We start from the raw sequence: 13,595 nt of genomic DNA, 5'->3' as shown, positions 1-13,595 counted from the left end.
TTATTCAACTATGAAAACTATTGTTAACACCGATAAAGCTCCCGCCGCTATTGGTCCCTACTCGCAAGCCATCAAGGCCAACGGCCTGTTGTTCATATCCGGACAATTACCGGTAAATCCGGCTGACGGCACCATTACGGTCAAGGTTGAAGAGCAAGCCAAACAATCACTGGAAAACGTAATGGCTATTTTGGTTAGCGATGGACTGGGTGCGGAAGATGTTGTAAAAACAACTGTTTTCCTGAAAGATATGAATGATTTTGCCGCTGTCAATGCAATTTACGCGCAATACTTTACCAAAGAGTTTCCTGCCCGCGCCTGCGTCGAAGTAGCCCGTCTGCCTAAAGACGCGCTGGTAGAAGTAGAAGCCATTGCTGTGTGCAAAAAATAAATAAAATAACTGGGAGGAATAAATAATGGGCGACTTGATGAGACCTGTTCCCCTGCTTACACTTATTGCGCGGGTTTTCGAGGAATATGCGGCAGAGTGTGCCATCTTCGGCTATCCGGTCAGCCATTTTTTTCATAAGCAAAGCGATAAAACCTTTTCTCTGTTTGGTGAAACCATTGAGACAGCCGTAGGCCCGGCTGCCGGTCCTCACACCCAATTAGCCCAGAACATTGCTGTTTCCTACCTGGCCGGTGCCCGCTTTATTGAACTCAAGACAGTGCAGGAACAGGAGCCGCCTGTTGCTAAACCTTGTATTGATGCCGAGGATGAGGGCTTTAACACCGAGTGGTCAAGCGAATACACGGTAGAAAAAGCCTATGAAGAGTACATCAAAGCCTGGGTGTTACTACATGTTATCGAAGAAACACTGGGACTTAGTAAAAGCGGCAAACGCTCCTTTATCTTCAATATGAGCGCAGGCTACAACCTGGAAGGTATCCAGTCGCCGCGTATGGACGCCTATCTGAACAACTTGCTGGATGCCTCTAACCATCCGTACTTTAAACAATGCCTGGCAGAAGTAGAAGACCTCATTGCTGATGGCGGTTTCCTTAAAGGCACAGGGTTAGAAGACCGTCTGCCTGCGCTCAAGGGTTTATCTAAACGCATTTCGGGCAATGTATGCCAGTCAATTACCCTGTCCACTATGCACGGCTGTCCGCCTGCTGAAATTGAGAGAATTTGCGTATATATGCTGACCGAAAAGAAGCTCGATATGTATGTTAAACTTAATCCGACACTGCTGACTTATCAAGGTGTGCGTTCTATCCTTGCTAGTACCGGATTTGGTTATATAGAGTTGTCAGCAGAAGCTTTTGATCATGACTTGCAATATGCCGACGCTATTCCCATGCTGATAAGGCTGAAAAAGCTGGCGAACGAGCATGGCCGCTTCTTTGGCGTTAAGCTGACGAACACGCTGGGAGCAGTAAACTTTAAAGGAAAACTGCCTGGTGGTGAAATGTACATGTCAGGCCGGGCCTTATTTCCGCTATCTGTCAACCTGGCTGCAAAAATATCGGCAGAGTTCAATGGACAAATGCCCATTTCATTCTCCGGTGGTATTACTGAACACAATGTAGCAGCTGTATTTGCCACAGGGATTAAGCCTGTTACCATGGCTACCGAAATGCTCAAACCAGGCGGTTATGCCCGGATGTCTGCTATTGCCGCCAAACTGGAAACAGCTGCGGGCTGGGAATATGACCAGATTGATGTTGCTAAACTGCAAGCATTAGCCCAAAAAGCCCTGACCGCCGATTACTCGCAAAAGGATTTCCGCGGTTATGCAAAAGCTGCTATCAAGAGCCCGCTGCCGCTGTATGACTGTGCCGCTGCCCCTTGTAAAACGGCTTGTCCCGTTAACCAGGATATTCCTGAATACATTCGGCTTGTCGGCCAAAAACGCTATGGCGAGGCCTTGGCGCTCATCTATGAAAAGAATGCCTTGCCTGGCATTACAGGCACCATCTGCGATCATGTCTGTCAGCATAATTGTACCCGTCTGGATTATGAAGGCTGTGTGCATATTCGCGAAGTCAAGCGTCTGGCTGTTGAACAAGGCTGGGAGGAGTACCGCAAAAACTATAAATTACCGCAAATTAAAAATGGCATCAAGGTTGCTGTTATGGGCGCAGGCCCGGCTGGCCTGGCCTCAGCTTATTTTTTAGTTCGCTACGGCTTTAGTGTGACAGTATACGAAACTCGCGCCAGTGCCGGCGGTACGGTGCAGCACGTTATTCCTAATTTCCGTATTAGTCGCGAAACTATTGAGGGTGATATCAACTTTATCAAAGAACATGGTGTTGAGTTTGTCTTTAACTCCAGCCCTGACCTTACCCCGGCAAACTTGAAACAAAAAGGCTACAAGTATGTAATTGTAGCCGTAGGCGCAGGCGCCGAGAAACCGTTCAACCTTAAAGTCGAAGGCGATAAAACGCCGCAAATCATTCCGGCACTGAAATTTCTGGCTCAATATAATAAAGATGTGGCTGCTTTGCACTTAGGTAAAACCGTTGTGACCATTGGTGCCGGTAATACGGCGATGGATGCCAGCCGTACAGCGTTGCGGATAAAAGGTGTGGAAACAAGTACTATTGTGTATCGCCGTTCCATCAACGAAATGCCTGCTGACCGCGTTGAATACAACCTGGCTGCTAGTGACAAGGTTGATTTTAACTTCCTGGTTAACCCGGAAAAAATAGATGACCAGGGTAATCTTGTCTGTCAGGTCATGCAGCTTGGCAGATCAGATGCCAGTGGCCGCCGTCAGCCGGAACCTACCGGTGAGTATAAGACCTTTGAAGTCGATACCATCATCATCTCAATTGGTGAAGATATCAATACAGGGTTGCTTGCCAAACTGGGGATTACCATCCAAGGTCAACAAGTAACGAATCAGGAGAATGTGTACTTAGCCGGTGATGCCCGTCAAGGCGCTTCTTCGATCGTAAAGTGTATTGCTGAAGGCCGCAAAGCTGCTGATGCCATCTGTCAAAAAGAAATAGCTGGTTTCGCAGCTAAAGCCGACAAGACTGGTAAAGCTGCAGCTCAGCAGGCCCAAGAAATTACTGCCAGGAAAATTGGCCTGACAACGGCTTCCCTGCTGACTGCCGAAGGTCCGGGTAAAGTCGAAGTGGCTATAGGAGAGCGAGAATTCAGCCGCTGTTTAGAGTGTAACTATGTTTGCAATAAATGTGTGGAAGTTTGCCCCAACCGCGCTAACCTGGCTGTACGCGTAAGCGATGGTTTCGTAAACTATAACCAGATTATCCACCTGGACGCCTTCTGTAATGAATGTGGCAACTGTGCCAGCTTCTGTCCATGGGAAGGCCGTCCATTCACCGATAAGCTTACCATATTTAGCCGGCGTGACGACTTTGACCATAGCCAAAACAGTGGCTTCTTAGTAACAGGCGAAGCAGTGGTGGTTCGCATTAAGGGTGAGGTTACTACTCACCGCCTGGTAAACGGCCAGCTTGAGTCCACAGGTAATGAAGCCTTTGACAGGATGGTCCAGGTATTTAATTACCTGCACACGAACCGGCCTGCGCTATTCGGTCATGTGAATGAATAAGGGGGGGACATTGTGTTAGTATTAAAGAACGCCACAATTGTTGAATTTTATCCGGCTTTCATACAAGACAGTGTTGATATTGTTATTGACGGCAGCAAAATCGCTGCTGTCGGTGCGGGTGTTGCCGCCAATTATCAGGCCGACCGCGTGCTGGATATGCAAGGAAAGCTTGTTATGCCAGGCCTTGTCTGCAGCCACAACCATTTTTATTCCGGTTTGTCCCGGGGTATTACCGCCACTATTGATCCCAGCTCTGACTTCATTTCGGTACTCAAAAACCTCTGGTGGCGGCTTGACCTGGCCATTGACGAGGAAATCCTCTATTACAGCGGGCTGGTATGCTCGCTGGAAGCCATTCGCTGCGGGACAACATCGGTTATTGACCACCATGCCTCACCAGCCTTTCTTAAAGGCTCGCTAAAAACTCTCAAGCAAGCCTTTGAAGAAACCGGGTTGCGCGGTATTACCTGTTATGAGACCACCGACCGTAACGAGGGACTGAAAGAAGTCGAAGCCGGTGTTCAGGAAAATGTTGATTTTGCCAAATTGTGCGAAAGTGATAAACAGGCAACCAGCGGCAATCACTTGGTGGAGGCTATGATTGGCGGCCATGCACCAGTGACTATGCCTGACGCTGCCCTCAAATTGATGGCTGATGCTGTGCGCGAAACTGGACGCGGTGTACATGTGCATGTGGCCGAAGACCATTATGACGTGTCCCATAGCCACCATCTGTATGGTAAAGATCTTATTGTCCGGCTTAACGACTATGATTTGATTAATGACAAGGCGCTTTTGGTGCATGGCGTACACCTGTCAGATCAGGATATTGAAATTATCAACGCCAAAGATGCGTTCCTGGCTCACAATGCCCGCTCCAACATGAACAACAATGTTGGTTATAGCACCAAACTGCCACTGTACAAAAACCTGGTATTGGGAACTGACGGCATGGGCAGCGATATGTGGGAAGAAATGAAATTTGCGTACTTCAAACATAAAGATGCTACCGGCTCAATGTGGCCTGACAGTTACCTGAAGTTTCTGTACAACGGCAACGAGATATTGCAGCGTTACTTTGCTGCTGATTTCGGCCGTGTGGCTCCCGGCTGTAAGGCTGATTTGACTGTGCTTGATTACCAGTCTCCCACGCCGCTTGTACCTGGCAACATTGGCGGTCACATTGCTTTTGGCATGGATTCCCGTGACGTGATTACCGTTATCATCAACGGCAAAGTTGTGCTCGAAAACAGACAGTTTGCTTTTGACGTCAGCCCTATTTACGATAAGGCCCGTAAGTCTGCTCAGCGTTTGTGGGATAACATGGATAAGCTGCCATAACTATGTGGTATAAGAAGCACTGTTCATTATGAAAAATATAGAGAATAATAAGTAATATTCACAGCAAAAGGAAGGGGAAAAAGCAGGGGCAAGCGAATTTCTATTATGTAATATCGTCGAGAGGGCGGATTTGGAGGCTGTTATGGACCGATTAATCGTAATAAAAGGTGCAGGTGACTTGGCAACAGGGATTGCTCACCGGTTATTTCGCAGCGGTTTTCAGATCATTATGACTGAGTTAGCCCAACCTACAGTGATTCGACGGACGGTGTCTTTTGCGGAAGCAGTCTTTAACGGAGTAGCAGTAGTAGAAGGGGTAACAGCGGTAAAAACCGAGATCAATAAGGCTGTGCAGATAGTGAATGAGGGGAAAATTGCGGTGGTTATTGATGAGTCGGCTACAGTGGTTGAACTATGTAAGCCCTGGGGGGTAGTTGATGCCATTTTGGCCAAACGAAATCTAGGAACCCAACTAGGGGATGCCCCGGTGGTTATCGGTGTGGGGCCTGGTTTTACAGCCGGCGTTGATGTGCATGCGGTTGTGGAAACCAAACGCGGCCATTATCTGGGTCAGGTTATTACTCAGGGACAGGCTTTACCTGATACCGGTATCCCCGGCGAAATTGCCGGCTATACACAAGAACGTATTTTGCGGGCTCCCGGTAAAGGTATTTTTCAATCATTGTGCCGGATTGCCCAGCAGGTAGAGGCCGGCGAGATTGTGGCGCAGGTAAACGGATTGCCGGTGCGAGCTACTATTTCAGGTGTGCTGCGTGGATTGCTTCGGGATGGACTTACTGTAACTCCAGGACTAAAAGTCGGTGATATTGATCCCCGCTGTGTACCTGAGCATTGCTATGCCATATCAGATAAAGCCCGGTCAGTGGGCGGAGGTGTGCTGGAGGCACTTTTACTGTTAGGCGGCTGGCCGGAAGAGCCATGTTTTGAATCCCATAGATCAGTTGCGAATCAGGTTGCAGCCATAAATCAGTAAAGGCAAATGGAACCAAAGAAAATGAAAAAATCAATTTTACAGGAAATCCAAGACGCTGTTATTCAATATGCCAAAGTTATTGCCCATGTTATTCGCGTCGATGTTGAAATTGTGGATACTAACTTATTCCGCATTGCTGGTACAGGTATCTATGACCAGAGCCTTAATGAAGATATGTCCCAGGAGGGCTTTGTCTATAAACATGTATTGGCTACAGGAAAATCCCAGTTTATCGAAGAGCCGGGTAAACATGAATTATGCAGTGTCTGTCCCAAACAGGGATGTTGTGAGGAAAAACTGGAATTGTGCACCCCCATTACCTTGGGTGAAGAGATAATCGGGGTTATCGGTCTGATTTGCTTTGAAGAAGCGCAAAAGAAGCAACTGTTGCAGGATTTAAGCTTTTACCAGTTGTTTATGGAGCAGATTGCTGATTTTATCAGTGTTAAAGCTTATGAACGACAGGAAAGTGAACGTAATCAGCATATGATGGAGATATTGCTGCAAGTCATTGATAATGTGGACAAAGGAGTGCTGGTGCTGGATGGCAGTAGCAAGATTGTTCAGATTAATGACAGTGCCCGCAAACAACTCCATCTTACTGCCGATTGTTTGCAAAAACAAATTGCTATGGTTGCTACCAGTGACTCCATGCTGGGAGTGGAGGAATACAAGGTAGTTATTGACAATAGTACCTATTTTCTTATGGGTAATTTATTATCTGTATCATCAGGCTTGGCTTCCTATGACCGGATTTTTATCTTTGATGAAATAAAAAATGTAAAATCCGGTATTTATGACTTAACCAAGGTGGCGATGCCAGTTACCTTAGATAATATTGTCGGTTGTTCCCCGATAACCGAGCAGCTTAAGGGTAGGCTGACGAAAATTGCCGACTCCAACTCCACTGTGCTCATAACCGGAGAAAGTGGTACAGGTAAGGAGGTTGTTGCCAGGGCGATTCATGCTGTTGGCAATCGTAATGACAAGCCATTTATTTGCATCAACTGTGCCGCGATACCTGACACTTTGCTAGAAAGTGAGTTATTCGGTTATGTTAAAGGAGCCTTTACCGGGGCAGATCCACGGGGAAAAATCGGCAAATTTGAACTGGCCAATCGAGGGGTTATCTTCTTAGATGAAATTGGCGATATGCCCTTGTATTTGCAAGTCAAACTACTGCGGGTACTGCAGGAACGTAAACTGGTGCGTATAGGCTCTAACCAGTTATTATCTTTGGATGTACGAATCCTTGCCGCTACTAACAAAGACTTAAAAGAACTGATCAAGGAAAAAAAGTTTCGGGAAGATTTATATTACCGGTTAAATGTAATTCCCTTAGAGATACCTCCACTGCGTAAACGAGTGGAGGATATTGAGCCGTTGGTGGATTCCATGATGGAAAAATATGGTGGCTTGTTTAATAAAAAAATACGTGGCATTGACCGGGAAACCATGGGGTTATTAACGCAATACAGTTGGCCGGGCAATATTCGGGAACTGGAAAATACGATAGAATTTATGATTAATATGGCAGATGAAAACGGTTATTTGACTCGGGATACACTGCCACGCAACTTTTTTGACAGTCAGGATTTTCAATTAGACCAACAGCGAGCAAGGGAGTTCAAGTCATTGCGTCAGGTAGAACAGGAACATATCATGCAAGTTCTGCGGCAATTTGAGGATACTACCCAGGGGAAAGTGGCTGCTGCCAGGCAACTGGGAATTGGTATTGCCACCTTGTATCGGAAGTTACATGAAATAGAAGAAACTCTGCACTAATTCAGGTTTTATTAGGGAAAGGCCGCCAGATATTCAGGGAGGTGTAGCATGAATCGGGTACAAGCATTGGTAGACACGGCTTTAGGAAACTCGGCTGCCGATTTGGTGCTGAAAAATGCTAATGTATTTAATGTATTTACAGGACTGTTTACTAAGGCGGATGTGGCAGTTGTCAATGGGTATATTGCCGGGGTGGGCGATTATAGTGGCCGCAAGGAAATAGATGTAACAGGAAAATACATAACTCCGGGTTTTATTGACGGCCATGTTCATATCGAAAGTGCGATGGTAAGTCCTGCCCAATTTGCCTGTGCCGTAGTGCCTAGTGGCACGACAACGGTTATTGCTGATCCCCACGAAATTGCCAATGTGGCAGGAGTGGAAGGCCTTCGCTATATGTTGAGTGCCACTGAACAGCTGGCCTTAAACGTGTATATCATGTTGCCTTCTTGTGTACCGGCTACTCATTTGGAGAATGCCGGCGCTATATTGACGGCAAAGGAGTTAGCCGAGTTTATTCACCATCCCCGGGTACTGGGTTTAGGAGAAATGATGAATTATCCCGGAGTAATCCATAAATCTGAAGCCGTATTCGAAAAAATTCGTCTGGCCCAGGGTAAGCTGGTTGACGGCCATGCCCCCGGCTTAGCAGGAAAAGAGTTAACTGGTTATATTGCCGCCGGGATTTGTTCTGATCATGAATGTGTTACTGCGGAAGAAGCAACAGAACGGCTGGCGCAAGGTATGCATGTCATGCTGAGGGAAGGTTCGGCGGCCCATAATTTGCTTAAGCTGTTGCCAGCAGTAAATCAGTACACGGTAGGACGCTGTCTGTTTGCTACCGATGACCGTCATCCGGAGGATTTAATTGAACAGGGTCACATCAATCATATGATTAAGTTAGCTGTAGCTGCAGGTACAGATTTGGCCTGGGTGCTGCAAATGGCTACCATAAATGCGGCCAATTACTTTCGGCTTGGTGATTTGGGTGCGATTGCACCTGGATATCGGGCTGATCTACTGGTATTTGACAATCTGGAAGACTGGCGTCCGTCTATGGTTTTTAAAGATGGACAGTTGGCAGCGAAAAATGGAAAACCACTGGCTATGAACTTTTTCGTGGACGATAAATGGGTTCGCAATACTTTGCATCTGGGAGAACTCAGTCGGGATAAGCTGCGGCTTCCTTCCCGGTCTGCCCGCGCCAGAGTGATTGGTTTAGTGCCACACCAGTTGGTAACCACTGCTTTAGAACTGCCAATGCCAATAGTTCAGGGAGAATTTGTTCCTGATATCACCCGGGATATTCTGAAACTGGTAGTGTGGGAGCGCCATAAAGGCACTGGTAAAGTAGGTGTGGGGCTGCTGCAGGGGTTAGGCCTTAAGCAGGGAGCCATAGCATCAACCATTGCCCATGATTCTCATAATCTGGTGGTGGTGGGAGCAACAGAGGAAGATATTATGCTGGCCATAAAGGAAATTGAACATATTCAGGGCGGACTGGTAATTGCCAGTCAGGGAGATATTCTTGGCAAGCTGCCTTTACCATTGGCCGGACTAATGACTGACCGGAGTATTGGCGAGGTACAGGGAAAACTGGCAGAACTGCACAAAATTGCCCGTAATCTAGGGGTAAAGGAGGAATACGATCCCTTTATGACCTTATCTTTTTTAAGCCTGCCGGTCATACCAGCCTTAAAGCTAACAGATGAAGGTCTGGTAGACGTTACGACTTTTCAACTTGTGTCTGTATCTGTATAGTAAGCAGCACATCATGTCTCGGTAAACACGACTGATATCTACCTGGCGAGGGGGTAAGTTTTATGGGAATTGTTTTGCAGGCTGGAAAGATTGTCACCGATACTGCTTGTTATCAAGCCGATATTCGTATCCAAGGGGAGATTATTGCTGCTGTTGGCAGTCAAGTGAGGCAGGCGGGCGATACGCTGCTATCGGCAGCAGGGTGTTATATATTTCCTGGCGGTATTGATGCTCATACCCATTTTGATTTGCCGGTAGGTGCCATGTCCACTGCTGATGATTTTGCCAGTGGTACCAAGGCTGCCATCCTCGGCGGCACTACTACTGTTATCGATTATGCCACTCAGTTTAAAGGAGAAACCTTAAAACAAGGTCTGGAAAACTGGCATCAGCGGGCAGGCGGCAAATGCTATGCAGATTATGGCTTTCATATGGCTATTACCGATTGGAATGACAATGTTTCCCGGGAAATATTCTGGCTTAGCCGGGAGGCCGGTGTATCTTCAGTAAAGCTGTATATGGCTTATAAAAATGTAATGCAGGTAGATGACAACGCTCTATTTCAAGTGCTGGACCGCAGCCGGGAATGTAGTATTCTCACCTGTGTTCACTGTGAAAACGGCGATATTGTTGATAATCTGATCAGAAAGTTTCGCCAGCAAGGGAAAACAACTCCTGCCTATCATCCCTTATCTCGTCCGCCGCGGGTGGAACAGGAAGCGGTAAACCGGCTGATGGTGCTGGCTGAGATGGCCGATGCGCCCGTTTTGGTTGTTCACTTAAGTTGCCGGGAGGCCTTGGAGACAGTAGCTAAGGCCAAGGAGCGAGGCGTCCAGGTGTTTGCTGAAACCTGTCCTCAATACTTAGTGCTTGATGATAGTAGGTATCAGGACACTAGTTTTTCCTGTGCCAAATATGTCATCTCGCCTCCGCTGCGAGGCAAGGAAAACCAAGAGTACTTATGGAATGGGCTGAAAACAGGTATATTGGATACTGTTGCTACTGATCATTGCTCTTTTAACTTCCATGGTCAGAAAGAAGTGGGAAGAGGGGATTTTAGCAAAATACCCAATGGTGCACCTGGCGTGGAGCATCGGTTGGGGCTCTTATATACCTATGGCGTCAAGACCGGGAAAATTAGCCTTACCCAGTTTGTTGACAAAGTAGCAACCCAGCCGGCGAAACTCTTTGGCCTTTTTCCCAAAAAAGGCACGATAGCTCCAGGCAGCGATGCGGATTTGGTGATTTGGGACGAGCAGCGGCAGAGTACCATTGGTGCTGCCACTCATGCTCATAAGGTGGATTATAGTCCCTATGAAGGAATGAAGCAGCAGGGGCAGGCTATTCATGTTTTTCTCAGAGGCCAACAGGTGGTAAACAACGGGAAGGTATGTACGGATAATCCAAACGGGCAGTATCTTTTCCGCAAGCCTTTCCAGAATCCAAAAGAAAACACAAAATAATTTAGCAGGCCTTTACAAAGGTAAGAAAATATGCTTTCATATAGTTAGTTTGAACTAACTAATAAAATAAATTGAATGGGCGAAAGGGAGTACTATTTGAACAGGCGGGAATTCATAAAAACTATTTGTGCCGGGGGAATTGCACTTGGGGTTGGAGCGGTTTCATACTCCTGGCTGCAGATGGAGGATGAAGCTACAATGAGGCTTGGCTGCCCCTTACAAAAGATACCGGGTGTAAGCGAAGATGAAATTAAAATAATATATTTGGCATCCCTTGCTCCCAGTGGTCACAATACGCAGCCCTGGATGATAACAATTAAAGGTCCGAAACGATGGGTAATAGGATCAGATAGGAAACGATGGCTGCCAGCGGTTGATCCTGATAATCGAGAAATGATGTTATCCATTGGAGCTTTTATAGAAAATCTGTCGGTGGCGGCGGGAATACAAGGATATGAGGCCGAAATTGATATTTTAGGAAAAGATAACTTTAGCCCTGAGATAGCAGAAGTCCGATTAATTAAAGGGAAACAGATAAATATTTCTGAGCAGGTGATCAAAGAACGGAGGACGATAAGAAAACATTTGCTGAATACGCCGATAAGGGAGGAAGATATAAATCATCTCGTAGGAAGTAATAAAAACGCAGTATTTTATTATCCGCTGAATTCTAACGAAGGGTCATATATTAGGCAAGCGAACTTGCTGGCAAATAAAGCGCAAGTATACAGGGAAGATGCTCAGACAGAGTTAGCTCAATGGATCCGATGGAGTAAGCGGGAGGCAAGCGAATACTGTAATGGCCTTACTCCTGAAAGTATGGAAATGGAAGGGATTGTTCGTTGGTATGCACAACACTTCTTCAGTAAAGATGATGTATTGGGTAAGACGTTTAAAAATGAGACGATAAAGTTAGTTGAGGAGCAGGTGCAAAATTGTGCCGGGTGGCTTGTTGTGAAAAGCGATAGTTCTACTGTAACAGACTTGATAAATGCGGGAAGAGTATTACAGTCAGCTTGGCTGCGTGCGCGGGAGAAGTTAATTGTTTTTCATCCTATGACCCAGATATTAGAGGAAGAACCTTGGCGGATGGAATTGACTAAAGAGCTTGGTCATAGGGGAAATATACAGTTTGTAATAAGGATAGGCTATATTGCAAAATATATGCAGCCCGTCAGTTTACGTATGCCTGTGTCTAAAATAATTGTTATGTAATACAGAGGGCTATAAGGATTGAAGGAGATATGATGGAAACAGAAGCTCTTATTGTAAAATACATTGATATTCTATCAGAATCTATGCGGCAGTCCATGCGGACTTATAAGGAAGAAGCAGATCGCGGCGAGCTGTTAAATCTAACGATAACACAATTGCATTATCTTCATGCAATTAATGAAATGGATGCGCCTACATTTAAACAGTTAGTAGAAAAGTTTAATGTCCAAAAATCAACTGTCACGGACATCATTAATCGATTGATCAAGCGTAATATGGTTTATAAGCAGCAGTCAGCAGAAGATTTACGGGTTTTCCATGTATACTTAGCGGAAAAAGGGAAAGAGCTTTTAGATATGGAGAGCAGGGGCTATTATCATTTTGCGAACAAGATGACAAAGTGTCTTGCTGATGATGAGAAAAAACAATTCACAGCGGTCTTGAAAAAAATCGTTAATGAGTTTAATAAATAAAATTTATCGTGTCCTTGACACGATGATTTTTTGGTTAAACTTTTTCTCGAAAACCTCAATAATGCTTCTAAGGAGAAGAATAATATCCAAAGATCCACTGTCTCCGGACTCTATCAACAGATTAATATACTTAACTCATATATTGACAGCATGTTTTGTTTCAATTATACTATCAACATATACTAATGAAGGTTAATATTATATTTGATGGCAAAGACGCCTGTTCTCTATTAAGAGACAGGTGTCTTTTTAGTTGTTTAAGAGAGGAGGGAGAAACTTGATTTCAATGGAAGGGGTACAGAAACATTTCGGCCAAAATCATGTTCTTAAGGACATTGATTTGAAGGTGGCTGCAGGGGAAAAGGTTGTAGTGATTGGGCCAAGTGGCTCTGGGAAGAGTACATTAATTCGCTCCATGAACCTCCTTGAAACACCGTCAAGCGGCAAAATTTTTGTCGATGGAGTAGAATTGACAGCGCCTAAAGCAAATGTTGCCAAAGTGCGAGAATCAGTTGCGATGGTTTTTCAGCAATTTAATCTTTATCCTCATAAGACAGTCTTGGAAAATCTAACATTGGCACCAATATTAATTAAAAAAGTGCCTAAGGCTGAGGCTGAGGAAACGGGACTGGCTTTTTTAGACCGGGTTGGTCTTAAGGAAAAAGCGAATGCCTATCCAGCTCAATTGTCAGGTGGACAGCAGCAACGGGTAGCAATCGCTCGTGCTCTCACTATGAAACCACGGGTCATGCTTTTTGATGAGCCTACTTCGGCGCTTGATCCTGAGATGATACAAGAAGTATTGGACGTTATGGTGGATTTAGCAAAAGAAGGCATTACGATGGTAGTAGTAACTCATGAAATGGGATTTGCCCGGCAGGTTGCTGATCGTGTGATCTTTATGGACGCGGGCCGAATTGTGGAAGAAGGTACACCAGAACACTTTTTTGTTAACCCAGAGAATGATAGGACCAAGTTGTTTTTGAGCAAGATTCTTCGTTCCCATTGATAAGTAAACTATTATAAAAAGAGGAAT

The 13,595-nt window shown here is 45.6% G+C and carries 10 protein-coding genes and 1 pseudogene; all 11 read left to right on the top strand.

The window, feature by feature from the left end; genetic code table 11:
- Positions 1–10 precede the first annotated feature (10 nt).
- Entirely contained in the window at positions 11–391 is a 381-nt protein-coding gene (locus SALPA_RS03985; protein WP_145089910.1) for a RidA family protein, read from the top strand.
- A 25-nt stretch (positions 392–416) separates the two neighbouring features.
- A complete protein-coding gene (ygfK, locus tag SALPA_RS03980) occupies positions 417–3,527 on the top strand; it encodes a putative selenate reductase subunit YgfK (RefSeq protein ID WP_145089907.1) in 3,111 nt (1,036 codons plus the stop codon).
- Between the two features lie 12 nt (positions 3,528–3,539).
- Entirely contained in the window at positions 3,540–4,868 is a 1,329-nt protein-coding gene (gene ssnA, locus SALPA_RS03975) for a putative aminohydrolase SsnA (RefSeq protein WP_145089904.1), read from the top strand.
- Positions 4,869–5,010: 142 nt separating this feature from the next.
- Positions 5,011–5,862, top strand: a complete 852-nt coding sequence (gene yqeB / locus SALPA_RS03970) for a selenium-dependent molybdenum cofactor biosynthesis protein YqeB (protein ID WP_145089901.1) — start codon at positions 5,011–5,013, stop codon at positions 5,860–5,862.
- Positions 5,863–5,883: 21 nt separating this feature from the next.
- Positions 5,884–7,647: a sigma 54-interacting transcriptional regulator gene (locus SALPA_RS03965; protein ID WP_145089898.1), complete on the top strand. Its 1,764-nt coding sequence runs from the start codon at positions 5,884–5,886 to the stop codon at positions 7,645–7,647.
- Between the two features lie 48 nt (positions 7,648–7,695).
- Positions 7,696–9,408 carry an adenine deaminase gene (gene ade / locus SALPA_RS03960; protein WP_145089895.1) on the top strand — a complete coding sequence of 571 codons (1,713 nt, stop codon included), beginning with the start codon at positions 7,696–7,698 and terminating at the stop codon, positions 9,406–9,408.
- A gap of 62 nt (positions 9,409–9,470) precedes the next feature.
- Entirely contained in the window at positions 9,471–10,871 is a 1,401-nt protein-coding gene (hydA, locus tag SALPA_RS03955; RefSeq protein ID WP_145089892.1) for a dihydropyrimidinase, read from the top strand.
- Between the two features lie 75 nt (positions 10,872–10,946).
- Positions 10,947–11,027: pseudogene (locus tag SALPA_RS33140) on the top strand (twin-arginine translocation signal domain-containing protein); the annotation flags it as partial.
- A gap of 150 nt (positions 11,028–11,177) precedes the next feature.
- The gene (locus SALPA_RS03950; protein WP_255450757.1) at positions 11,178–12,086 is read left to right on the top strand and encodes a nitroreductase; all 909 of its coding nucleotides are present in this window, start codon (positions 11,178–11,180) and stop codon (positions 12,084–12,086) included.
- Positions 12,087–12,115: 29 nt separating this feature from the next.
- On the top strand, positions 12,116–12,559 hold the full coding sequence (locus SALPA_RS03945) for a MarR family winged helix-turn-helix transcriptional regulator (protein ID WP_255450756.1): 444 nt from the start codon (positions 12,116–12,118) through the stop codon (positions 12,557–12,559).
- A 277-nt stretch (positions 12,560–12,836) separates the two neighbouring features.
- The gene (locus SALPA_RS03940) at positions 12,837–13,568 is read left to right on the top strand and encodes an amino acid ABC transporter ATP-binding protein (protein ID WP_145089886.1); all 732 of its coding nucleotides are present in this window, start codon (positions 12,837–12,839) and stop codon (positions 13,566–13,568) included.
- Positions 13,569–13,595 lie beyond the last annotated feature (27 nt).

Source organism: Sporomusa sp. KB1, from assembly GCF_007830295.1.
Classification (GTDB): domain Bacteria; phylum Bacillota; class Negativicutes; order Sporomusales; family Sporomusaceae; genus Sporomusa.
The sequence above is the reverse complement of the archived record's forward strand: the minus strand, read 5'-3'. Positions and strand labels throughout refer to the sequence as shown.

Bases quoted from the DNA above. Each gene is read 5' to 3' on its own strand.
- SALPA_RS03945 (WP_255450756.1), top strand. From the start codon at position 12,116: ATGATGGAAACAGAAGCTCTTATTGTAAAATACATTGATATTCTATCA.
- SALPA_RS03985 (WP_145089910.1), top strand. From the start codon at position 11: ATGAAAACTATTGTTAACACCGATAAAGCTCCCGCCGCTATTGGTCCC.
- yqeB (WP_145089901.1), top strand. From the start codon at position 5,011: ATGGACCGATTAATCGTAATAAAAGGTGCAGGTGACTTGGCAACAGGG.
- SALPA_RS03965 (WP_145089898.1), top strand. From the start codon at position 5,884: ATGAAAAAATCAATTTTACAGGAAATCCAAGACGCTGTTATTCAATAT.
- SALPA_RS03950 (WP_255450757.1), top strand. From the start codon at position 11,178: ATGATAACAATTAAAGGTCCGAAACGATGGGTAATAGGATCAGATAGG.
- hydA (WP_145089892.1), top strand. From the start codon at position 9,471: ATGGGAATTGTTTTGCAGGCTGGAAAGATTGTCACCGATACTGCTTGT.
- ygfK (WP_145089907.1), top strand. From the start codon at position 417: ATGGGCGACTTGATGAGACCTGTTCCCCTGCTTACACTTATTGCGCGG.
- ade (WP_145089895.1), top strand. From the start codon at position 7,696: ATGAATCGGGTACAAGCATTGGTAGACACGGCTTTAGGAAACTCGGCT.